The sequence below is a fragment of the Saccharopolyspora montiporae genome, assembly GCF_015209505.1.
Lineage (GTDB): Bacteria > Actinomycetota > Actinomycetes > Mycobacteriales > Pseudonocardiaceae > Saccharopolyspora > Saccharopolyspora montiporae.
Window position 1 is genome coordinate 22,989 of sequence record NZ_JADEYC010000005.1, and the last position, 22,565, is coordinate 45,553.

A 22,565-nucleotide genomic window follows, 5' to 3' on the forward strand; every position below is an offset into this window, starting at 1 on the left:
TAGTTACCCGAAGCGAAGCTGGCCATCGATGCTTTGGGGTGGCCGGAATCCCGCCCGGGTGTGGATCGTTCTCCCGCGATGATCCCTTGTCCCGGTGATCGAGCTGTGCTAAGCAAGTGACCAACAATGTTAAGCGGGTGCTCAGCACTCGTGCACGATCGCCAGGGTGTCGGCACGATTCAAAGGAGAATTCGTGTGAGTGCCTTGAACGGATCTTCTCTTCCACGACAACGACCCCGGGTGGCGCTGCCGAACGCTCGCGGCGCCCGGGTGGTGTTCCGATGACCGCGCTGCACCCGGCGGCGGCCCGCTACGTCAGCAACCGGGTTCCCCGGGTCGAGGATCCGCGGCTACTCACCGGTCACGGGTCCTTTGTGGACGACGTCGTGCGGAACGGGATGTTGCACGTCGCGTTCGTGCGCAGTCCGCACGCGAGAGCGCGCATCACCGGGATCGACGCGGCGGACGCTCGCGCGCTCGACGGCGTCCGCGCCGTCTTCCTCGCCGCGGACCTCAACCCGGACGTCCGGGAGCAGTGGTACACCCTGATCGGCAAGGACGTGCCGGACACCCCGCGGCCGCCGCTGGCCGAGGGCGAGGTCCGGTTCGTGGGCGACCCGGTGGCGATGGTGGTGGCCACCGACCGGTACGTGGCCGAGGACGCCGCCGATCTGGTCGCCGTCGACTACGACCCGTTGCCGCCGATCGCCGACTACCTGACCGCGCTGGACACCGACGAGCTCGTGCACCCGGACTACCCGGGCAACGTGGCGGGCGAGCTGGCCGGGCCACCGCCGGAGGAGTTGGCGGAGGTCTTCGACGGCGCCGCGCACGTGGAGTCCGCGACGATCTACCAGCAGTCCTACGCCCCGGTGCCGATGGAGACCCGCGGCCTCGTCGCCGAGTGGTCGGCACCGGACGGTGAGCTGACCCTCTGGGCATCCACCCAGGCGCCGCACGAGGTGCGGCTGTTCTGTTCCCGGCTGCTGGGTCTGCCCGAACACCGGGTGCGGGTGATCGTGCGGGACACCGGAGGTGGTTTCGGGCAGAAGATGATGCCGCTGCGCGAGGACATGTGCGTCATGCTCGCCGCGCGCAAGCTGCCCGCTCCGGTGAAGTGGATCGAGGACCGCAGGGAGAATCTGCTCTCGGCCGGTCAGTCCCGGCACGAACACGCCGACGTGCGGATGGCGTTCGACGACGAGGGCGAGATTCTCGCCGCGCAGGTCGATTACGCGCAGGACGTCGGGGCCTACCCGACGCCGTGGCCGGTGCAGAACGCCGTCGCGGCGGGCATGCTGCTGCCCGGTCCGTACCGCGTCGGCCGCGCGACGTTCGCCTGCCGGTCGGTGTTCTCCAACACCAGCGGCCGCACCGCCTACCGGGGGCCGTGGCAGTTCGAGTCGGTGGCGCGGGAAGTGCTGCTGGACCGGGCGGCGCGCGCGATGGGCATCGACCCCGTCGAGCTGCGGCGGCGGACCCTGCTGCGCGCCGACGAGCTGCCGTTCGTCAACCCCAACGGCATGCCCTACAGCGACGTCACTCCGCTGGAGACCTTCGAGCACGCGCTGGAGATCCTGGACTACGAGGACTTCCGGCGCGAACAACGGCGGGCCCGCGCCGAGGGCCGCTATCTCGGCGTCGGGACCTGCACCTACGTGGAGCCCACGACCACGGCGATGGGCCCGCAGGCCACCGAAGGCGCGACCATCCGGGTCGAGCCCTCGGGCGCGGTCAACGTCTACCTCTCGGGTGGTTCCTCGGGGAACAGCCTGGAGACGACCGCGGTGCAGCTCACCGCCGACGCCCTCGGCGCGGACATCGCCGACGTGCACACGATCCAGGGCGACACCGCCGTCACGCCGTTCGGCGGTGGAACCGGGGGAAGCCGGTCCGGGTCGATGATCGCGGGCGCGGTGGAGGCGACGGCATCGCAGCTGCGCGAGCGCATCGTCGCCATCGCCGCGCACCGCATGGAGGCCGCCGCCGAGGACGTCGTGCTCGACGGTAGCCGCGCCTTCGTCCGCGGGACCTCCGCCGGCGGCCTGGCCCTGTCCGAGATCGCGGAAACGGCCTACTTCGGCGTCGAATCCCTGCCGCCCGGAGTGCCGCCCGGCCTTGAGGCCAGCGCGCGGTACCGGGGTGAGAGCACGATCATCTGGGCGAACGCCACCCACGTCAGCGTGTGCGAGGTGGATGTGGCGACCGGAGCCGTGCGGCTGCTGCGGCACATCGTCAGCGAGGACTGCGGCCCGATGATCAACCCCGACGTCGTCGAGGGCCAGATCGCGGGCGGCACGGTCCAGGGGATCGGCGGAGCGCTGTACGAGCACCTGGCCTACGACGAGGAGGGGACACCGGTGTCCACGACGTTCATGGACTACCTGCTGCCGAGCAGCATGGAGGTCCCCGACATCGAGTACGGCCACGTCGAGACGCCGGGCCCGGGCCCCGGCGGCTACAAGGGCGTCGGCGAGGGCGGTGCGATCGGCGCTCCACCGGCGGTGATCAACGCGGTGGCCGATGCGCTCGCGCCGTTCGGGGTGGAGATCACCACCCTGCCGCTGACCCCGGCCGCGCTGGTCGAGGCCATCGAGCGGTCGGAGGAGGACCGGTGAAACCTGCCGCGTTCGACTACCACCGACCCTCCACCGTGGACGAATCGGTGTCGCTGCTCGCCGAGTTCGGCGACGACGCGAAGGTGATCGCCGGCGGACAGAGCCTGGTTCCCATGCTCGCGCTGCGGATCGCGGTGTTCGACCACCTGGTGGATCTGGGTCGCATCCCGGAACTGCGCGGGATCCGGCGCGAGGGCGGGAGCACGTGGGTCGGTGCGGGCACGACGCAGGCCACCATCGAGCACTCCGCCGACATCGCCGGGGCGGTGCCGCTGCTCGCCCGCGCGACCCCGTTGATCGCCCACGTCCCGATTCGCAACCGGGGCACGCTCGGCGGATCCCTCGCGCACGCCGACGCCGCCGCCGAATACCCCGCCGTCGCGCTCGCGCTCGACGCGGAACTCCAAGCGGCCTCGGTGCGGGGGAAGCGGAGCATCCCGGCCGGGCGGTTCTTCACCGGGGTGTGGACCACCGAGCTGGCCGACGACGAGGTCCTCACCGGTGTTCGCTTCCCGGTGTGGTCCGGCCGAACCGGGTTCGCGGTCGAGGAATTCGCCCGGCGCAAGCACGACTTCGCCGTTGCCGGGGCCACCGCCGCCGTGGAGCTCGACGACACCGACCACGTCGTGCGCTGTGCCATCGGGCTGTTCGGGCTCGGCCCGGCGCCGCAGCGGGCCTCGGCGGCGGAAGCCGGGGCGATCGGCAACCGGATCACCGACGTCGACGCCGAGGAGATCGGGCGGCAGGCGACGACCGACCTGGAAACCGTGCCTTCCGACCTGCACGGGTCCTCGGCCTACCGCAAGCGGGTCGGAGCCGCCGTGGTGGCGCGCGCGTGGCGCCGAGCGAGCGAGGAGGCCGCGCATGGCTGACATCGAGATCCGGGTGAATGAGACTCCGCGCCACGAGGCGGTCGAGCCGAGGTTGACGCTCGCCGACTTCCTGCGCGAGCGCTGCGGTCTCACCGGAACCCACCTGGGCTGCGAACACGGGGTGTGCGGCGCCTGCACGGTGCTGCTCGACGGGCAGCCCGTCCGCGCGTGCCTGATGTTCGCGATCCAGGCCGACGGCAGCGAGATCACGACCGTGGAGGACTTCGCCTCCGATGGTGAGCTCTCCCCGGTCCAGGAGGCGTTCCGCCGCCACCACGGTGTGCAGTGCGGCTTCTGCACGCCCGGGTTCGTGGTGTCGGTGACGGCTTTCCTGCGGGACAACCCCGATCCGACCGACGAGGAGATCCGGGAAGCCCTGAGCGCGAATCTCTGCCGGTGCACCGGGTACCAGGGCATTCTCAAAGCCGTCCGCGCGGCGGCGGAAACCGATCAGGAATGAGGTTACGATGTCCGGACGCGTAGCAGGCAAGGTCGCCTTCGTCACCGGCGCGGCGCGCGGTCAGGGCCGCAGCCATGCCGTGCGGCTCGCGCAGGAAGGCGCCGACATCATCGGCATCGACGTGTGCGACCAGCTCGACGGCGTGCCGTTCCCGATGTCCACACCGGACGACCTGGCCGAGACGGTCGCCCTCGTCGAGAAGGAAGGCCGTCGCATGGTCACGGCCCAGGGCGACGTGCGCGACTACGACGCGGTGCACGAGGTGGTGTCCCGCGGCGTCGATGCGTTCGGCCGGTTGGACATCGCCGTCGCCAACGCCGGGATCGGCACCGGCGGCAGCACTCTCGCCGACATGGACGACAAGACGTGGACCGACATGATCGACGTGAACCTCAAGAGCGTGTGGCTCACCGCGAAGGCGGCGATCCCGCACATCACCGCCGGTGGCCGGGGCGGGTCGATCGTGCTCACCAGCTCCGTCGGCGGGCTCAAGGCGTACCCGTTCACCGGCCACTACGTCGCGGCCAAGCACGGCGTCGTCGGGGTGATGCGCACGCTGGCCGTTGAGCTCGCGCAGGACAACATCCGGGTCAACAGCGTGCACCCGACGCAGGTCAACACCCCGATGGTGATGAACGACGCCACCTTCGCGATGTTCCGCCCCGACCTGGAGAACCCGACACAGGACGACTTCGCGCCGATCTCGCAGATGATGCACACGTTGCCGGTGCCGTGGGTCGAGCCGGAGGACATCAGCAACGCGGTGCTGTTCCTGGCCTCGGAGGAATCCCGTTACGTGACCGGCCTGACGCTGCCCGTCGACGCGGGCGGCCTGCTGAAGTAACCGCGCCGGGACGGCTGCGGGCGACGATCCCGACGTCGACGTGCCCGGGGGTCATGTCGACGTCGGGGTCAGCTCGCTGATCAGCCACTGGCCGGCGATCCGGGTCATCGTCACCCGGGCGGTGCTGGACGTGCCGCGCGCCTGCGGTGCCTGTTCGCTGGAGGTCTGCTGGTCGATGAACACCAGGACGACGACCGAGTCGGGCGTGGTGCTGACCGGAGCCGCCCGGCTGACCACCGCGACCGACGAGGTGCCCTGCTTGCGCACGGCCGGCGCGATCGTCCGCTGGGCGAACGGCACGTAGTACTGCGCGAACGAGCCCGCCGTGTGCTTGCGCGCCCGGTCGATGTCGCCGTCGATGGTGTCGGCGCGGTAGGACAGGACTTCGGCGACCCGGAGCCGGGCCTGGGCGACCGCCTCCGACCGGGCTTCGGTGATCGCCTGCGCGCGATGTCCGGCGACGACCAGCACCGCCGCGGCCAGCACCGACACGAGGGTCAGCGCGGCCGTGGCGAGCAGGACGACCCGGCGTCGTCGCGCGGGAACACGGCCCACGCGAGCCAGCATCGCCGCCGGGGCGCGGCGTAACCGCCCCACCGCGGCCAGAGCTCGTGCTGCAAGTCGCATCGTCGTTCCTCTCGGGATGGGGTGGTCAGGCGATGACGTCGTTGGACTTGACGAGCCACCGGGGCCCTTGTCGGACCAGGCCGATCGCGACCCGGTAGTGCCTCGTCTGCGGCGTCTTGAGCTCGGTGTTGGTGATGTGCGTGGTCACCGAGAGCAGGACCGTGGCGCTGTTGGCGTCATTGCGCTCGACGCCGACGGCGCTGATGTCGCTGGAGGACTTCACCTTCCCCTGCTCCAGGATGTAGCGGAGCCCGTCCCTGCCGTCGATGAGGCCCTGGCGGTATTCGCCCGTGGTCATCGACGCGAGCTGGTCGACCTGCTTCGGGAAGGTCTGGTGGTCCAGCGAGTACGACAGCTGGGCCATGTCGCGCGCGACGGAGGTGATCTCCGCGCGCCGGTCGGCGGCGGCACGGTAGTCGAGGACGGATGTCAGCAGCATGCCGCCCGCGACCAGGGAGGACGACAGCACGATGACGAGAGCGCCCATCCCGACGACCCACCGGATCGGCCTGGTGCGCTCCGGCGGCGCTTCGGCGGTGCCCTCGGTCTCGCGGTCGCCCTCGGCGGATGCGGAGTTCTTCGGAACCATCACGGACTCCCTGTCACGGTCGCTCGGAGGTGGTCACAGCGGCTCGAAGGCGGCCAACAGCCACCGGTCGCCGGTCTTCGCCGCGGTGACCCGCGCGACGCGGCTGTCCACCCGCGGCGCCGAGAGGCTCTTCCCCTCGGTGGTCTGGTTCAGGTACACCAGCACGACCACCCGGTCCGGTCGTGCCCGCTCGACCCCGGCCGACCGGACGACCGTCCGCGTGCTCGCCTCCTCGGCCAGCACAGCCGGTTTGAGCGTGTCGCCGAGCTCGTTCTGCCCCCAGTAGTCGCCCGTGGTGACCGATTTCGCGCGGTCCAGATCGGCATCGATCGTGCGGAAGTCGAAGTTGAGCAGCCGGGGGGTGAGCTCCTGGACGCTGGGCACGGCCTCCCGCTTCGCCCGCTCGGTGCGCACCGCGTCGACCGCGGAGAAGGTGAGCGCGCTCGTCGCGACGACCGCGCCGGCCGCGAGCAGCGCGGTGAACGCCGCCAGCAGGGAGCGCGATCTTCCGCTCGGCAGCGAGCGATCCGCGCGATCGATCGCCCTGCGGGGCAACCGTGCACCGGTACGGATCAGCTTCATCGAACCTCCTTGGTCAGAAACCGCTTCTGCCGCCCAACTCCATGTAGATCAAGGTGATGATCGTGTTGACCACGAAGAGGATGGAGACCACGAGCACGACGGTCTCGTTGACCGCCTCGCCGACGCCCTTGGCGCCCGACCCCACCGTCAGTCCCCGGTAGCAGCCGACCAGCCCCGCCGCCAGGCCGAAGATGACCGCCTTGATGACCCCGACGACCACGTCGGCGAGCCCGACCAGCAGCGGCAGGTTGGCGACGAACTGGCCGGCGCTGGCGCCCTGCAGCAGGACGGAGAACACGTACCCGGTGCTGATCCCCACCACGCACACCACGGCGTTGAGACCGACCGCCAGCAGCGTCGTCGCGAGCACCCTCGGCACGACGAGGCGGTGGATCGCGTCGACGCCGAGCACCGCCATCGCGTTGATCTCGTCCCGGATCGTCCGGGACGCCAGATCGGCGCAGATCGCGGTCGACCCGGCACCGGCGAGCACGAGCACGCTGGCCATCGACCCGATCTCCCGCACGACGGCCAGCGCGGTGCCGGCCCCGGAAAGATCGATCGCGCCGATCTGCGCGAGGAGCTGGTTGACGAAGAAGATGGTGACGCCGAGGAACGGGACGGCCAGGAAGATGCACGGCAGGATCGTGACCCGGGCCAGGAAGACCGTCTGTTCCAGGAACTCCCTGAGCTGGAAGGGCCGCCGGAACACGGCGCGGATCGTGTCCAGGCTCATCGCGACGAAACCGCCGATGAGGCTGATCGCGGTCGATGGCTTGAGCGGCACTGGTACCCCCGGCGCTCACGCGACGAACTGCAGGTCGGAGACGAGCCAGCGCCCGCCCTGGTTCTCCAGCTCCATCACGGTGCGGTACTCGGCGGGATAGCCCTGCGGTGACTCGGCGTTGGCGATCATCGCGCTGGCCGACACCAGGACGGTGGCGTGCGAGTCGTCGGCCTGCTGGAGGGCCGATGCGGTGATCTTGGCCCGTGAGCGGACCTCTCCGCCGCGGACCACCTGCCCGAACTGGTCGGCGTTCTGCGCGAACTGGTCTCGCCAGCCCCCGGTCGAACCCGCGATGACGCGGTCGAGCGAGCCCTGGACGTCGGCCGGGTCGAGCGAGAGCAGGGCGAGTACCTGCGATCGCGCCGCGACCGTGATGGCGTCGTCGCGCTGCTGCTGGTCGTGCTGCCAGCGCGCGTAGTACAGGCCCGCGCTCGCGGTGCCGAGCAGCGCGATCAGCGTCGCGCACACCACGACCACCGCGGCGAGGCCCCTGGCGTGCCGCGCGCTCCATCGCGGTGCCTCGTCGTCCTGTTGCGCCGGGCTCCCGCCGGGGCCGGTGAGCGCGCGGCCCTCCTCGGGGATCGCCTCGGTGGCGCTGTCGTTGACGGACATGCGATCGCCGTCCCTTCTGGACTTCCGATGCGGGCGGTGGTCACGGTCGGGTCGGGGTCAGCAGCGGCGAGAGCAGGTACTGCCCCAGCCCGGGAAGTCGTCCCGCCTCCGTCTCGACCTTCGGCAGCGGGTGCCCGGACCCGTTGAGGAACGTCCGCCCCCCGGCGGAGAAGAGCCCGCTCGGACCGGTGTGCGAAGAGTTCCCGGGCCCGTTGATCGCCGGCGGCGGCTGCTCCTTCTCCGGCCCGGAGAAGTCGTCCTCGCCGATGAAGGCCTCGTTCTCGGCGCGCGTCTTCGGGTTCTGCGCGGCCACCTCCAGCATGTGCCGGACCGCGGCATCGGTGGCGGCCTTGGCCTCGTCGGGGCGCTGGAAGTTCCACCCGCACGCGGCGGCCGTCGCGCCGGTCGACCCCGGTCCCGCGGGACTGCCCGGCGGGCAGGGCGCGTTGCGGTAGCCGCGGACCGCGATCGGCGAGTCCTTCGGCTCCTTGCAGTAGGCGTCGGTGGGCGGGGGCCGGGAGTTGGACAGGTCGGACGGCGCGATCCGGTCGGGGTCGTACCCGGTCACGCACGGCGCCGGCTGGTTGAAGGTGAGCTTGAAGCCCATCGCCGAGTACGGTGCGGGGTTCTCCCCGGAGTCCTGGATCCCCCACGCCGACGTGCTCGTCATGCTGGCCACCGCCGCGGGGAACACGACCAGCGTGTGCCGGATGTTGGGCTCGTAGACCCGCAGCACCTGGCTGGTCGAGTTCAGGTCCGTGAGCAGTTGGGGGAGCGTCGGTCGGACCTCGCGCAGCAGGGAGTCGAACTCGTCGGCCATCGGCCCGGTGTGCTCGATCGCGCCGCGGATGCTCGGGTCGGCCGACCGCAGGCTCTCCGTGGCCGCGGCCAGGTCGCCGGTGAACGAGTTGACCTGCGGTCCGATCTCCCGCTGGGTGCCGAGAACCGGGACCAGGTCGTTGACGAGTTTGATGGTCGGGTCCAGGTTGGCCTCCGCCACGCCCTGCAACTCGGCGGCCGAGCGCAGGAACCGCTCCAGATCGCCGCCGGTCCCGTTGACGGCCCGGTAGAGCTCGTCGACGGTGGCGTTGAGCTCGTTCAGCGGCAGCGTCGCGGCGAGCCGGTCCACCGAGGACAACATGTCGCCGATCGGCGTCGGGAATCCCACCTGCCGTGCCGGGATGACCTGGCCGTCGCGCAGTGCGTCCGACGCGCCGCGGGGCTCGAAGTTGACGTATTGCTCACCGATCGCCGAGGTGCTGCGGATCGTGACCGGGGAATCGGCCGGGATCCGCACGCCGTTCTCGATGCCGAGCACCGCGCGCACGCCGCCCCGTTCGAGCTCCATCCGGTCCACCTTGCCGACCTTGATGCCGCGCAGCGTGACCACCGCGTTCTCGTAGAGGTTGCCGGACCTGGGCAGGTCGAGCTCGACGGAATAGGTCCCGATCCCCAGCAGGCGGGGGAGCTGGACGTACTGCACGGTCGCGATCAGCACGCCGATCACGGTGACCACGGCGAAGGCGATGAGTTGCCCCCGGACGAACCTGGTCTGCATCAGGTGCCTCCCGGGACGAGCGCGTCGAGCGGTCGGTCGAGCAGGCCGCCCTCCGGTGGCGCTTCCCCCGGCGGTTCCGGCGGGAGCGGGAGCAGCCCGGGCTGCCCGCTGGCGAGCGGGTTGGCACCGGGGATCCCCTCGGAGAGCGACGAACCGCCCAGCAGCGGTATCCCGGCGACGGTGAGGCCGCGGGTGAAGTTGTCGCTGAGCGTCTTCGCGTCGAGGTCGACCGTGATGTAGAGGTTCCCGTAGTCGCCGTTGATGACGGCCGGGAAGGCGTTGTTCGTCGCGAACGGGAAGGTCGGCAGCATGCCCGCCGATTCGGTGAGGTCCTTGCCCGAGTCGGCCAGCTTCTGCAGCACGGGTTGGAGTGCCGTGAGGTTCGCGTGCAGGTCGTTCCGGCTGGTGTTGAGCACGTTCGACGCGACTTCGCCGAACGACGACACCGAATCCAGCGTCTGGACCAGGCTGGAGCGTTGCCGTTCCAGGGCGGCCAGTCCGGGCGGGATCGTGCGGAGGGCGTCGTCGATGACCCGGTCCTGCTCGGCCAGGGTCGCGCTGAGCCGGTCCAGGTTCTCCACCGCGCGCACGATGTCGCCCTTGCGCCGGTCCAATGTGGACGCGAGGGCCTCGACGTTGCGGACGAGGCCGCGGGCATCGCCCTCGCGGCCGGCGAGCGCGTCGTTGAGTTCGGTGGTGACGGTCTTCAGCTGGGAGAGCCCGCCCTGGTTGAGCAGCGCGGAGAGGGCGGCCAGGAGTTCCTCCGTCTCCGGGTACTGCCCGGTCCGGGGCACCGGGATGTCGTCGCCGGCCCGCATCGTGCCGACCGGCCGGTCGTGCTCGGGCGGGGCCAACTCCAGGTATTCCGCGCCCAGCAGGCTCTTCTGCGCGACCCGGGCCTCGGCGTTGGCGGGCAGGGTGACCGAACGCCGCAGGCTGACGGTCAGCTCGGCTGTCCAGTCGTCGAAGGCGACGCCGGTGACCGTTCCGACGGTGATGTCACCGACCTTCACCTCGGCGTTGGGCACGAGGCGAGCAGGTGAACGTCGCCGGATCGCTGAGGTTGTTGATGGCGAACGCCCCGGCCATGAGGCTGCCGGTCGGGTCGTAGGAGTTGTTGAAGTTGGACACCGCGGTCGGCGCGCGTTGCAGGAAGTCGCCGAGCGCCTGCCGATTGGACGCGAGTTGCCGGGCGACCCCGGCGACGCCCTCGAGATCGGCACGCAGCGGGTCCTTGTGCTCCCGGACGAACTCCTCCAGCAGCACCGCGACCTGGTCGAGGGTGCGGACCGCTTCCACCAGCTGCCCACGGTTGCTCGCCAGCAGGTCGGAAGCCTGCGTCAGCTGGCCGCTGAACGCCTGCACCGCGTCGTCGTTGCGCTCCAGGTTGCTGACCACCGACTGGAGGTTGCGCACCGTACCGAACAGGTCCTCGCCACCGGCGGCCAGCGTCGTCATGGCGGTGGAGGCGTTGCGGATGGTGTCGCGCACCTGGTCGCCCTGCCCGCCGATGTTCTCCCGCGTCGTGCGCAGCACCCGGCCCAGCGGACCGGTGACGTCCCCGGAGCGGGGCCCGAGCGCGTCGGCCAGTTCGGTCAGCTCGTCGACCGTGGCATCCCATTCGACCGGGGTGGCCGTGCGGGACTCCGGGACGGTCGCGTCGTCGGGGAGCACCGCGCCGTCGACGTGCGCGGGGCTGAGCTGGATGAACCTGGTGGTGACCAACGTCGGGGCGACGATCGCCACGGTCGCGTCGGCCGGGACCTCGACGTCGGCGCGGTAGCTCAGCACGACCTTGGCCCTGCCGGGCTCGGCGGTGATCGAGTCGATCTTCCCGACGTCGACGCCGAGCACCCGAACCGGATCGCCGGGGTAGATGCTGGGCGCTTCGGGGAAGTACGCGGTGATGGTCTTCTCCCCGCGGATCGGCACCACGAGAGCGGCGGTGGTGACCGCGGCCAGCACGAGCACCAGCGCGATCAACAGCTTCGGACGCCGGGGTCTGGTCATGGGTGGACCGCCTTGAGCACGTCGGGGAGCAGCGGTGCGATGTTGGTCGGTGGCAGGTCCGGGATGAACCCGTAGAACCACGGGCCACCGCCGACCGACTCGCCGAGCGAGCCCGAGTAGATGTTCAGGCCCTGGATGGTCGTGCCCAGCAGCTCGTTGTCCGCGTTGAGCATGTCGAGGACCTTGCGGAGCCGGTCCAGCGCCGGCCGCAGCTGCTGCTGGTTGTCGTGCACGAGGCCGGTGAGCTCGTCGAGCATCGAGGTGGTCGTGACCAGGAGCTGCTCGACGAGCTCGCGGCGGCTGTTGAGCTCGGCCAACAACAGGTTCCCGTCGTCGAAAAGCCGGGACAGGTCCCGGTTCCGCTGCGCGAGGACGCCCGTCACGGTGTTGGCCCGGTCGAGCAGGTCCAGCAGGGCCTGATCCTGCTCGGACACCGTCTTGGTCAGCCGGTTGAGGCCGTCGAGGGTCGTGCGCAGTTCGTCCGGCGTGTTCTGCAGGGTCGTCGAGACGGTGTCCAATGCCTGGCCCAGTTGCCGGGTGTCGAGCTGCGAGCTCTGCTGGGTCAGCTGCCCCAGGACCTGCGCGAGGTCGTACGGCGAACTCGTCCGGCTGAGCGGTATCTCGGCGCCGGAGTCCAGTTGCCCCCGGCCGGAGGGCTGCACCGCCAGGAACTTGACGCCGAGTGGAGTGGCGGTCCTGATCCCCGCCCTGGTCAGGTCGCCGAGATTGCCGGGCCCCTGCACGGAGAAGCCGACCCTGACCTTGCCGCGCTCCAGATCGACGCTGGTCACCTCGCCGACGGCCAGTCCGCCGATGCGGACCTCCGCCCCGGGGGTGAGCCCGCCCGCATCGGTGAACACCGCCGAGTACGACGCGCTGGTCAGGGACCGGTAGAGCGAGCCGGAACTCAGTGCCGTCGCGAGCAGCACCGCGACGACCAGCACACCGATGACGCCGACCAAGCGCGGGTCGCGCTCCCGAAATCTCGTCTTCATCGTTAGCACCGCTTCACGTTTCCGCTGTTGATGAAGGGGGTGTCGATCTTCCCCTGCGGGGTGGAGACCCGGAGCTGCACGCCGCACACGTAGAACTGGAAGGCGCTCTGGTTGGCGCCGAGCCTGCCGAGCGAGACGTAGTACCCGGGCAGTCGCCGGATCAGGTTGTCCAGCGCCGCTTGGTCGTTGTTGATGGTCTGGGCGAGCCGGTCCAGCTGGGTCACCGTGCCCCGGATCTCGGGCCGCTCCTGGCGGAGCAGGCCGCTCATCGAGGTGGTGAGACCGTTGATGTGCTCCAGCGAGCCGCCGATCTGCCCGCGGTCCTCGGCGAGACCGCTGACCAGCGCCTGCAGGTTGACGATGGTGTCGCTGAGTTCCGGCGCGCGGCGGATGAGCGTCTCCAGCACCGCGTTGAGGTGGTCGACGAGATCGCTGATCAGGACGCTTCGGTCGGCGAGGGTCGTGGTGACCGAGCCGAGATCGGACAACAGCGCTTCCACCGAGCTGCCCTGGCCCTGCAACACCGAGATCAGCGCCGCGGAGAGGCGGTTGACCTGGTCCGGCTGCAGTCCCTGGAACAGCGGCGTGAAGCCGTTGTAGACCTCGTCGAGATCCAGCGCCGGTCTGGTCTGCGGCACCGGGATCGTGCCGCCGGACGGCAGCGCGTCGCCCGGGCCCGGCCCGATCTGCAGGAATCGATCGCCGACCAGGTTCTTGTACCGGATCACCGCGTTGCTGCCGGTGGTGATCGCGACCGCGGTGTCCAGGGAGAAGGTGACGCGGATCGTGTTGTCCGGCAGGCGTTCCGTGCTTTCGACCCGTCCCACGCCGACCCCGGCTGCCCGGACCTCGCTGCCGGGTTCCATGCCGGAGATGTCGTCGAAGACCGCGTGGTAGCTCGTGGTGGGGTGGAAGCGGAAACCGCCGAATACCACGACGAGCGCGCCCGTCAAGACGACCGCCGCGGTCACGAAGGCCGTTACCTTGATCGACAGGCCCGCCCACCTCATCGGCCACCGTCCACGTAGGGCTCGATGGCCGGTCCCAGCATCTGCTTCGCCAGCTGCAGCGGACTGACGACCTCGGTCTTCTGCCGGTAGAAGTCCGGTGTCGTGGTCCCGTCGGGGAATTCGTAGTGCGGTCCGTAGGGGACCAGGCCGGGGTAGCACCGCGGTGGTGCGCCGGGCGGGACCATCACCGGGTCGTCGGCCCCCTTCTGGTAGCCCTCCTGCCCGGGCATGAGCGTGATCACGCCGTGGATCCCGTTGTACTGCCCGCCGACGGACTGCGCGCTGGCCAGCCGCAGCGCGTTCGAGTTGGCCAGCGCGCAGGGGAACGTCGGCGAGTAGTACGACAGCAGCTGCGAGGTCGGGCGCATCGTGTCGAGCAGGTCGACCAGCTGCTGACCGTGGTCGTTGAGCACCGCTCGCCCGTCGTCGGAGGTGCGCCGCAGGCTCAGCAGCAGCGCGCCCAGACCGACTTCCTCGTCCTGAACGGTTCGGCTCAACGTGGTGGTGTTGCCGGTGATGCGCGTGAGATCCGGTGCCACGTCGGCGTAGGTCTCGGCCACCTCCGGCAGGGCGCGGAGATCCTCGTCGAGCGCGGGCAGCGTCGGCGTGAACCGGGTCAGGTAGGTGTTGAGATCGCTGACGAGAGTGCCGAGACGTTCCCCCTGGCCGCGCAACGCGGTGGCCATGGCCCCCAGCGTGGCGTTCATCTTCGCCGGTTTGACCGCGGTCAGCAGCCCGATCAGGCCCTGGAAGACGGAATTGGTCTCCGTGCCCACGTTCTCGGTGCGGATCGTGCTCTCCGCGGCGATCACCTGCCGGCTCGGCGCCGGCGGTGGCACCAGCTCGATGAACTTCGTCCCGAAGACCGTGGGCGCGACGATCCGCGCGCTGACGTCCTCGGGCACCAAACCGGCGTGCTCGCGGTCGATCGCGATCCGGATGACGGCCTTACCGCCCGCGGACTCGACCGTGCGCGCCTCGCCGATGGTGACGCCGTGCAAGGTGACGTCCGACTTGGGATCGAGCAGCAGTCCGCTGCGATCGGCGATCACCGTCGCCGGGACGACCGGGACGAAGATCCGGTTGTAGCTCGCGAAGACGACGACCAGCGAAAGCCCGATCAGGCCGACACCGATGAGTCCGAGAATTCTGTGGCGCAGCGGGCGCGCAGGGGTGACCACGGCACCTCACCTCGATATGTGCAGGGTGTCGGAGTTGCCGTACAGGATCAGGCTCATGCCGAGCGCCACGAACATGACGCCCACGAGCGACAGCCGAACGGCGCGGCCCACCGCGTGCCCCACACCGACCGGCCCCCCGGAGGCGGTGTAGCCGTAATAGCAGTGCACTGAAATGACCACGACCGCCATCACCAGGACCACGAGGAACGAGCTCACGATGTCGCTGGGCACCAGGAAGGTGTCGAAGTAGTGGTCGTAGGTCCCGGGGGACTGACCGTAGAGCAAGGTCGTGGTCGCGCGGGTCAGGCCGTAGGACATCACCAGCGAGATCGTGTAAAGCGGGGTCACCGCGATGAATCCGGCGATCATCCGCGTCGTGACCAGGTAGGGGATCGAGGGGATCGCCATCACTTCGAGCGCGTCGATCTCCTCGCTGATGCGCATCGCCCCGAGTTCGGCCGTGAATCCGGCACCGACCGTGGCGACCAGCGCGATTCCGGTCACCAGCGGTGCGGCGATGCGGGTATTGACGTAGGCGGAGACGAAGCCGAGCAACGCGTCGATGCCGATGCTCGCCAGCTGCGCGTAACCCTGGATCGCCAGCTCGATGCCCGTGGTCCCGGTCAGGAACGCCACGATCATGGCGGTGCCACCGACCACAGCCAGCGCTCCCCGGCCGAAGCTCACCGAGGCGAGCTGGCGCAGGACCTCCGCGCGGTAACGGCGGAACGCGGGCGCCGACCAGCCGAAAGCCTTGCCGTAGAAGGCGACTTGGTACCCGACGGCATCGAGCGCCGAGCCGAGCGCGGCCACGGCGCGGCGGGCGCGACCCCGGCTCATCGGGACCACTGGGAATCCGCTGGGGCGACCGGGATGTCGTCCGGAACCGGTGCGAGATCGCGCGATGGTGGCTCTGGTGCGGGCATCGTCGCCTCACTTCCGGTTGCCGGTGGCGGACAGCTCTGGCTCGGTGCGGCGGAGATGTGTCGTACGCAACAAAGTGCTGAGCACATGCTTAACATCCGGGTGGGACCCGGTCAAGGTGTACTCAATTCGGTCCTCGTGCGAATTGCCGCTGCACGCGCGGGAATACGTCCAGGGGTCCGGCGGTAGGATCGAGTCCGGTCGCGCCGGCGATGCGTGCGACAAGCCGAGGAGGTAGTCGAGGATGGCATCGGAACGGCGGATTGGTGCCCCGGACGCGAAGAACCGCGCGGTGCTGCTCGATGCCGCGGAGCGGATCCTGCTGAACGAGGGGTATCCGGCGGTGACGTCGCGGAAGGTGGCGGCCGAAGCGGGATTGAAGTCCCAGCTGGTGCACTACTACTTCCAGACGATGGACGACCTGTTCCTCGAGGTGTTCCGGCGCCGCGCGGAGGAAGGGCTGGTGCAGCAGCAGGAGCTGGCCGCCTCGGACCGACCGCTGCGCGCGTTGTGGGAGTTCAACTCCGACCCGACCGCGACGGCGTTCTTCCTGGAGTTCGGCGCGTTGTGCAATCGGCGCGGAGCGATTCGCGCCGAGGTCGCGCGGTACTCCGAGCTGTTCCGCACCACGCAGCTGGAAGTCGTGGACGCGTTCGTGCGGCGCTACCGGATCCCACCCGAGGTGTGCGTGCCCATGGAACTGGTCGTGCGGATGACGGCCGTCGCCCGCGTCATGGCGATGGAGAGCAGCCTGGAGCTGTCGACCGGGCACGCGGAGGCGGTCGAACACATCGAGAACTACCTCGACGAGCTGGAGAGCTACGCGGACGCCGAACCGGCGGCCCGGCGCCGCGCGCGCAAGACCCGGTGAGCGGCCGCGCACGCCGAACGTCAGCTCGACGTGCGCCCGCCGCGCGGGATGTTCAGGTCAGCACGGGGAGCGTCTCCCAGCCGCGCACCGTGGACGTCGGCGACAGGGTGGCGTTGTCGGTGTCCACGTCCCACTCGGGGAACCGCTTGAGCACTTCCTCCAGCGCGATGCGCCCTTCGAGCCGTGCCAGGGCGGACCCCAGGCAGAAGTGCCCGCCCAGGCCGAAGGTGAGGTGCTGACGCGCTTCGCGGTGGATGTCGAAGCGATCTCCGTCGGGGAACTGCCGGTCGTCCCGGTTCGCCGAGCCGATGAGCATCATCATCACGTTGCCCTCCGGAACCGTCTGCCCGAAGTACGTGACGTCGCGGGTCATGTACCTGGCCACGTGCGGGGCCGGGGCCTCGAACCGGAGCAGCTCCTCGACCGCCTGGGGGATCAGCGCCGGGTTCTCGACAAGCTGCTGCCGCTGCTCCGGGTGGTCCGCGAGCACCTTTCCGGCCCACCCGATGAGCCGGGTGGTCGTCTCGTTTCCCGCCCCGGCGACCACGTTGAGGTACGTGAGGAGCTCCTCGCGGGTGAGTTTCCTCGTCGTGCCCGTCTCGTCTTCGAAATCGACGTTGAGGAGTTCGGTCATGATGTCGTCGGACGGGTTCTCGGTGCGCCAGTCGATGTATTGCTCGAAGATCTCCCCGGTGGAGAACTCGCCGTCCTCGGAGTACTTCGGCATGGGTTTTCCCGCCTCGGTGCGCAGCTCGGCGTCGACCGAGTCGCGCACCGCTTCCTGATCCTCTTCGGGGATTCCCAGGAGCTTGCTGATCACCCGCATGGGCATCTGCTTGCCGAGATCGTTGACGAAGTCGAACCGACCGGTGCCGACGTGCGGGTCGAGGCTGCGCACGCAGAGCTCGCGGATCTCGGGTTCGAGGTTCTTGATCTTCCTGGGGGTGAACATGCGGGACAGCAGGTTGCGGTGAATCGTGTGGATCGGCGGGTCCTCGAAGATGACCACGCCGGGCGGGATGTCGATGCCCGCCTTGATCAGTTCGAGGATGGCGCCCCGCCCGGAGATGAAGGTGTCGCGATCGGTCAGCCCGTGCCGGACGTCCTCGAACCGGCTCAACGCGTAGAAGTCGTGCTGCTCGTTGTAGTAGAGCGGTACATCCTCTCGGAGGCGGCGGAACGTCGGGTACGGATCCTTGTTGATCTCGACGTCGTACGGGTCGTAGTTGACCTCGCCGGCGGTAGCGGTGACCGACACGGGACGATCCCCTCTCGTCGGGAGCGCCGTCGCTCCCTGTCCCTCGATCTGATATCAGTATACTCAAACCTGGCACCGTGCCGTGGTGGCTGTCAACCCCGGAGCGCTCCGCCGATGCACTGCGGCGAACGTTCGCGCCCCGCTCCCGGCGGACCGCCCGTGCCGGGTGAACGCCGACCCGGTGGTCCGGCACGCTGGGGGTGTGTCGAACATGGGTGCAGGACCGCAGGAACCGGACAGCGGACTCCCAACGCGCGGGGGCCTCCGGTGAGGCCGGAGACCGCACGGTGGTTCGCCTGCCGAACCTGGCAGCAGCCGACGTGGTCGGTCGCCGAGCTGGTGTCCGCGAAGCGGGCGAGGTCGGTCAGCGTGGTGCTCCCGGCGTTGAACGAAGCGGCGACGGTGGGCGGGATCGTGACCGCCATCCGTCCGCTGACGACATCGGCGTGCGGGCGGCTCGTCGACGAGATCGTGGTGATGGACTCGGGATCCACTGATCGGACGTGCGCGGCGGCCGCGGAGGCGGGAGCGCGGGTGTTCCGGCGCGACGACGTGCTGCCGACCGTCGACGTGCGACCCGGCAAGGGCGAGGTCCTGTGGCGCTCGCTGGCGGCGACCACCGGTGACGTCGTCGTCTTCATCGACGCGGACCTGATCGGCTTCGAGGCGGACTTCGTGCCCGCCCTGCTCGGACCGCTGCTCACGGAGGCGGACCCGATGCTGGTGAAGGGCTTCTACCGCCGGCCGCTGGGACCGGATACCGGTACGGCCGACGGGGACGGTGGGGGACGGGTGACCGAGATCCTCGTCCGTCCCTTGCTGGCGCAGTTGCGACCGGAACTCGGCGGTGTCATCCAACCGATCGGCGGCGAGTACGCCGCCCGCAGGGAGTTCCTCGCGTCGGCGTCGTTCGCGCCGGGCTACGGCGTGGACATCGGGCTGCTGCTGGACGCCCACGAGCGCTACGGATTGCCGGGCCTGGCGCAGGTCAATCTCGGGGCCCGGAGGCATCGCAACCGCGACCTGCCCGAGCTCGGCGTCATGTCCGGGCACGTGCTCTCGGCGGTGCTCGACCGCGCCGGTCCGGAACCGGGTACGGACGGCGCGGATTCGCTCACCCAGTTCGTGCAGGTCGGCGGCGAGTGGTTGCCCCGCGAACATCGGGTCCCGCGCGCCGACCGCCCGCCGATGCGCGCGCTGCGGAACCCATCCCCGGCCGGACGCGGCGGCGAACCCGGCTGGGCAGGGCAGCACGACCCCGCGACCAGCTGACGGCCGGCGCGGTCCCGCCGATGTGTCCCCGGGCGGTCGCGGCACCACAGCGGGCCGCGGAGCGCGTCGGGGGCCGCTCGTCGATGGTCGGTCGCCGACCCGGGCCGGCGGGGCGCACCGCGCCAACGACGTGCGCAGCTGGTCCTGATCGGCTGGTTCGGCGCAGGCCGCGCCCCGGGGCGGCAGTACCCGCCCGGCTTCGCCACTCGCCCGGTACCCGTCAGCCGACCTGGCCCTCGGTGATCCGCGGCTTCTGGGCGAGCGGGTTCAACAGCGCGACGAAGGAGGACCAGGCGTCCGGGGGTGCCGTCGTCCGGGACACCGCGCGGTAGGCCAGTGCCAACGGGGTCGGTGCCTTGTCGTGCACGCGCACCGCATCGGTGTGCGGGTCCCAGTACCGCAGCCGGAACTCGCCCTCGGTCGCGGTGTGCACCGCTTCGTGCGTCATGGGTTCGGACCCGCCGCTGAGGTAGCGGTACTTCTCGTCGGCGTAAAAGCCCTCGTAGGTCCCGGAATCCCCGTCGACGATGCTGTCCTCGTCGGATCCGATGAGATGCCAGTCGGTACCCCGCGACCAGTCCTGGTCTAACTGGTTCTGCGGGGCGTGCAGGATCTCGATGAGGTCCGAGCCCGGCGACTGCTCCCGGAGCTGATCGTCCGCGCATTCCGGCGTGAAATCGCAGTGCAGACCGCCGTGCGGGGTGCCCAGCGTCACGACGTTTCCCACGCGTATGTTCCCCTGCGGGAATCCGGGCCAGCCCTTCGCGGAGCCCAGCAGCGCGACCCGAGCGATGATCCCGCCCATGGAGTGCGCGACGACATCGACGGGTTTCCCCTTCTTCGTGTGGTTCTGGTAGACGAAGTTCGCGAAGTTGGCGGCGATCCGGGTGATCCGAACGTCGGTGGCGACGTGATCGTCCCGCTCGACCGCCACATCGCAGTTCACGTCGTCGGTGTAGAACCCCACGGTTCGGAGCTGACCGTGCCAGCCGGTGGTGTTGAACACCTCCAGCGCGTTCTCCCAGTACTCGGCGCAGTCTAGGCCGCCGGACGGCTCGTACCCGTGCACGAAGTAGACAGTGTTGTTCGTGCGCGAATCGGGCGGTTGCGGATCGTCCTCGGTCACCCCGCTGCGCTCGTCGTTCGAGGTGGCCTGGGCCGATGCGGGCGCGCCGCCCAGCGCCAGCAGCACGGTCGTCGCGAAAACCACTGCTCTGGACCAGACCGTGGTTTTCTGACCGTCCATGCTGCCGTTCCCCCGTTTCCCCGCGCCCCTCTGGCGCCGCCGAAGGCGCTGCTCTCGGAAACGGTAATCCGGACACGCGCGGCCCGCGCGACATGAGGTCGGCGCCGCACACTCACCAGGGTGACGCGAGCGCCCGCAGCGGCGGAAACACCGAGACCGTTTCCGGCGCGGTGCGCTCGTCGCGGGCGGTGCTGCGGCGATCGTCCGGGCAACGGGACAGCGGGCGCTCCCGCAGTTCCAGGAGCGGTGTTCCGAGGTGTTCCCGGATGCGTTCTGGAGATGCCTCCTCCGGTTTGTTACCGTGCGGCCTGAAGCGGAGGTACCTACTCCAGATTTCTGCTCGGTGGAGCATCCACCTGCGGGGCAGGGCACATCGGTGCGGGAATCGGAAAGGACGCGTTACATGACCGACACTGCTGGCGCGACGTCCGAAGCGGACGGGATCCTGGGGCCCGAAGCGGCCTCGGCGCTGATCCACCTGAACTCCCAGTACTTCGTGCACGCCGCGGTGGAGCTGGGCCTGCCGGACCAGGTCGCCGAGTCGGGTAGCACGGTCGCCGAGATCGCCGAGCGGGCGGGGGCCGATCCCGCGGCGGTCCGCCGGTTGCTGCGGATGCTGTCGGCCATCGGCATCTTCCAGGCCGGGGCGAGTGACACCTTCGCGCACACACCGGGTTCCGCAGCGCTGCGTTCCACGTCCGCGACGGACAGCATGATGAACGCATTCGTCCGCAACGAACAGGTGGCGCGGATGTGGGAGCAGCTGCCCGCCGCGCTGCGGTCCGGGGAGTCCGCCTTCGGCAAGGCCGCGGGCAAGCCGTTCTACGACTACATCAACCAGGACGACCCCGCGCTGGCCGAATCGTTCAACGCGGCGATGACGAACAACATCGGTTCGACCAACGGTGCCGTGGTCGAGGCGCTGGACTTGAGTTCGTCGACCGATCTGGTCGATGTCGGCGGGGGGCAGGGCACGCTGCTGCGCGACCTCTTGCAGGCCAATCCGCACCTGCACGGACGGCTTTTCGATATCGAGCACGCTCTGTCCGATGTGGACTTGGAGCTGCGATCCGGTGCGCTCGCCGACCGCTGCGAGATCGTGGAAGGTGACGCCCGGATGGCGGTGCCGACGGGCGCGGATGTCTACGTGTTGCGCACGATCCTGCACAACTGGGACGACGAGAGCTGCGCGCAGATGCTCCGCGCCATCGCGCGCGACGCGAAACCGGGTGCGCGAGTGCTCGTCGTCGAACTGGTGCTACCGGAGAACGGGCAGGTCTCCGTGCTGGAGGCGATGTTCGACATGATGATGTTCGCGACGTTCGGTGCCGCCGAGCGCACCGAGGCCGAGTACGCGGCGCTGTTCGAGCGGGCCGGTCTCGAACACGTGGGCGTCTTCCCGACTTCCTCGCAGTTCAGCATCGTCGAGGCCGCGGTGCGCTGAACAGCGCACCCGCGGACAGCAGGGCCGTGCGGGTCAGGGGCGTTTCGTGCTCCAGGTCCGCATGGCCGCCTCGACGTCGGCATCCGCGAGCGCATCCGGTAGCGGGCTCGTTCGCGCGCCCGCGCGAAGGCCGTCGATGAGTACGGCCAGGTAGCGGCGCCAAGCCCCCGAGCGGACGTGGTCGGTGTAGTCCACCACCGAACCGATCATCAGGTTGAGCATCAACACGTCCACCGGTCGCACGTCCGGGCGCAGGTGCCCGTCGTCCTGCGCCCGGCGCAGCAACCGCAGCAGGACCGGGTCGAGCCGTTCCCGCGCGTTGGCGACGCTCTTGCCGCCGGCGGTGCTACCCAGCACGACATCGCGCAAACCGATGTCGTCGGTCAGCAGCTCGCTGGAACGTTCCATGAACGTGGTGAAACCCCGCCACGAGTCCGGTTCGGACAGTGCGGTCTCGGCCAGCGCGACGAGATCGTCGATCCGGTCGTGGAACAACGCATCCACCAGGGACGCCTTGTCCGAGAAGCGCCGATAGACCGTGCCGACCCCGAGACCCGCGCGCTGCGCGACGTCGTCGAGGGTGGCGCCGAGCCCCCGCGCGGCGAACACCTCGCGCGCCGCGGTGAGGATCCGCCGGCGGTTGCGCTCGGCGTCCCGGCGCAGCGGCCGCCCGGCGCCGCGTTCCGCGTGACCACCGCTCATGCGGGGAATGCTAGCAACACCGCCGCGGTGCCGAAGCCGCGCAGCGCGGGCCGGGAACGCCCGCCCAGCGGGGCCGCGGCGGTGCCGCTGGGCGGGCGTTCCC

General features: G+C 69.9%; 22 protein-coding genes. 7 read left to right on the top strand and 15 right to left on the bottom strand.

Annotated elements, in window-relative coordinates; all coding sequences use genetic code 11:
* The first annotated feature begins 281 nt into the window (after positions 1-281).
* The 4 genes from IQ251_RS02505 to IQ251_RS02520 are packed head-to-tail and all read left to right on the top strand — an operon-like array spanning position 282 to position 4,794.
* Positions 282-2,618 (top strand): xanthine dehydrogenase family protein molybdopterin-binding subunit, encoded by a 2,337-nt coding sequence (locus IQ251_RS02505; protein ID WP_193926766.1) that lies wholly within the window; start codon positions 282-284, stop codon positions 2,616-2,618.
* Positions 2,615-3,490 carry an FAD binding domain-containing protein gene (locus tag IQ251_RS02510; RefSeq protein ID WP_193926767.1) on the top strand — a complete coding sequence of 292 codons (876 nt, stop codon included), beginning with the start codon at positions 2,615-2,617 and terminating at the stop codon, positions 3,488-3,490. The genes IQ251_RS02505 and IQ251_RS02510 overlap by 4 nt, the downstream gene beginning before the upstream one ends.
* Positions 3,483-3,950 carry a (2Fe-2S)-binding protein gene (locus IQ251_RS02515; protein WP_193926768.1) on the top strand — a complete coding sequence of 156 codons (468 nt, stop codon included), beginning with the start codon at positions 3,483-3,485 and terminating at the stop codon, positions 3,948-3,950. Before IQ251_RS02510 ends, IQ251_RS02515 begins: the two co-directional genes overlap by 8 nt.
* Positions 3,951-3,957: 7 nt before the next feature.
* Entirely contained in the window at positions 3,958-4,794 is an 837-nt protein-coding gene (locus IQ251_RS02520) for a mycofactocin-coupled SDR family oxidoreductase (protein WP_193926769.1), read from the top strand.
* A gap of 51 nt (positions 4,795-4,845) precedes the next feature.
* Here the strand turns inward: IQ251_RS02520 and IQ251_RS02525 are convergent, their stop codons facing one another.
* Genes IQ251_RS02525 through IQ251_RS02580 form a run of 12 tightly spaced genes read right to left on the bottom strand, consistent with a single transcriptional unit; the run spans position 4,846 to position 15,585 of the window.
* Positions 4,846-5,421 (bottom strand): hypothetical protein, encoded by a 576-nt coding sequence (locus IQ251_RS02525; protein WP_193926770.1) that lies wholly within the window; start codon positions 5,419-5,421, stop codon positions 4,846-4,848.
* Positions 5,422-5,446: 25 nt separating this feature from the next.
* Positions 5,447-6,010, bottom strand: coding sequence for an Rv1363c family protein (locus tag IQ251_RS02530; protein ID WP_193926771.1), 564 nt, complete (start codon positions 6,008-6,010; stop codon positions 5,447-5,449).
* A gap of 33 nt (positions 6,011-6,043) precedes the next feature.
* The gene (locus IQ251_RS02535; protein ID WP_193926772.1) at positions 6,044-6,592 is read right to left on the bottom strand and encodes a hypothetical protein; all 549 of its coding nucleotides are present in this window, start codon (positions 6,590-6,592) and stop codon (positions 6,044-6,046) included.
* A gap of 13 nt (positions 6,593-6,605) precedes the next feature.
* Complete coding sequence (locus IQ251_RS02540; RefSeq protein ID WP_370591163.1) at positions 6,606-7,379, bottom strand: MlaE family ABC transporter permease; 774 nt, start codon at positions 7,377-7,379, stop codon at positions 6,606-6,608.
* A gap of 15 nt (positions 7,380-7,394) precedes the next feature.
* The gene (locus IQ251_RS02545) at positions 7,395-7,991 is read right to left on the bottom strand and encodes an Rv1363c family protein (RefSeq protein ID WP_193926773.1); all 597 of its coding nucleotides are present in this window, start codon (positions 7,989-7,991) and stop codon (positions 7,395-7,397) included.
* A 40-nt stretch (positions 7,992-8,031) separates the two neighbouring features.
* Entirely contained in the window at positions 8,032-9,549 is a 1,518-nt protein-coding gene (locus IQ251_RS02550; protein WP_193926774.1) for an MCE family protein, read from the bottom strand.
* On the bottom strand, positions 9,549-10,577 hold the full coding sequence (locus IQ251_RS02555) for an MCE family protein (RefSeq protein WP_193926775.1): 1,029 nt from the start codon (positions 10,575-10,577) through the stop codon (positions 9,549-9,551). The genes IQ251_RS02550 and IQ251_RS02555 overlap by 1 nt, the downstream gene beginning before the upstream one ends.
* Complete coding sequence (locus IQ251_RS02560) at positions 10,549-11,559, bottom strand: MCE family protein (RefSeq protein WP_193926776.1); 1,011 nt, start codon at positions 11,557-11,559, stop codon at positions 10,549-10,551. The genes IQ251_RS02555 and IQ251_RS02560 overlap by 29 nt, the downstream gene beginning before the upstream one ends.
* On the bottom strand, positions 11,556-12,554 hold the full coding sequence (locus tag IQ251_RS02565) for an MCE family protein (RefSeq protein ID WP_193926777.1): 999 nt from the start codon (positions 12,552-12,554) through the stop codon (positions 11,556-11,558). The genes IQ251_RS02560 and IQ251_RS02565 overlap by 4 nt, the downstream gene beginning before the upstream one ends.
* Positions 12,555-12,556: 2 nt before the next feature.
* Positions 12,557-13,564 carry an MCE family protein gene (locus IQ251_RS02570; RefSeq protein ID WP_193926778.1) on the bottom strand — a complete coding sequence of 336 codons (1,008 nt, stop codon included), beginning with the start codon at positions 13,562-13,564 and terminating at the stop codon, positions 12,557-12,559.
* Positions 13,561-14,745 carry an MCE family protein gene (locus IQ251_RS02575; RefSeq protein WP_193926779.1) on the bottom strand — a complete coding sequence of 395 codons (1,185 nt, stop codon included), beginning with the start codon at positions 14,743-14,745 and terminating at the stop codon, positions 13,561-13,563. The genes IQ251_RS02570 and IQ251_RS02575 overlap by 4 nt, the downstream gene beginning before the upstream one ends.
* 6 nt (positions 14,746-14,751) lie before the next feature.
* Positions 14,752-15,585, bottom strand: coding sequence for an MlaE family ABC transporter permease (locus IQ251_RS02580; RefSeq protein WP_193926780.1), 834 nt, complete (start codon positions 15,583-15,585; stop codon positions 14,752-14,754).
* Between the two features lie 328 nt (positions 15,586-15,913).
* Here IQ251_RS02580 and IQ251_RS02585 point away from each other — a divergent pair, with 328 nt between their 5' ends.
* A complete protein-coding gene (locus tag IQ251_RS02585) occupies positions 15,914-16,540 on the top strand; it encodes a TetR/AcrR family transcriptional regulator (RefSeq protein WP_193926781.1) in 627 nt (208 codons plus the stop codon).
* A 52-nt stretch (positions 16,541-16,592) separates the two neighbouring features.
* Here the strand turns inward: IQ251_RS02585 and IQ251_RS20200 are convergent, their stop codons facing one another.
* Positions 16,593-17,798, bottom strand: a complete 1,206-nt coding sequence (locus IQ251_RS20200) for a cytochrome P450 (protein WP_193926782.1) — start codon at positions 17,796-17,798, stop codon at positions 16,593-16,595.
* Between the two features lie 267 nt (positions 17,799-18,065).
* Here IQ251_RS20200 and IQ251_RS02595 point away from each other — a divergent pair, with 267 nt between their 5' ends.
* Positions 18,066-19,070, top strand: coding sequence for a glucosyl-3-phosphoglycerate synthase (locus tag IQ251_RS02595; RefSeq protein ID WP_370591164.1), 1,005 nt, complete (start codon positions 18,066-18,068; stop codon positions 19,068-19,070).
* Positions 19,071-19,290: 220 nt separating this feature from the next.
* On the opposite strand, the gene IQ251_RS02600 is transcribed toward IQ251_RS02595, so the two are convergent.
* Positions 19,291-20,316, bottom strand: coding sequence for an esterase/lipase family protein (locus IQ251_RS02600; RefSeq protein ID WP_193926784.1), 1,026 nt, complete (start codon positions 20,314-20,316; stop codon positions 19,291-19,293).
* Between the two features lie 403 nt (positions 20,317-20,719).
* Here IQ251_RS02600 and IQ251_RS02605 point away from each other — a divergent pair, with 403 nt between their 5' ends.
* Positions 20,720-21,760 (top strand): methyltransferase, encoded by a 1,041-nt coding sequence (locus IQ251_RS02605; RefSeq protein WP_193926785.1) that lies wholly within the window; start codon positions 20,720-20,722, stop codon positions 21,758-21,760.
* 33 nt (positions 21,761-21,793) lie between these two features.
* On the opposite strand, the gene IQ251_RS02610 is transcribed toward IQ251_RS02605, so the two are convergent.
* Positions 21,794-22,462 (bottom strand): TetR/AcrR family transcriptional regulator, encoded by a 669-nt coding sequence (locus IQ251_RS02610; protein ID WP_193926786.1) that lies wholly within the window; start codon positions 22,460-22,462, stop codon positions 21,794-21,796.
* Positions 22,463-22,565 lie beyond the last annotated feature (103 nt).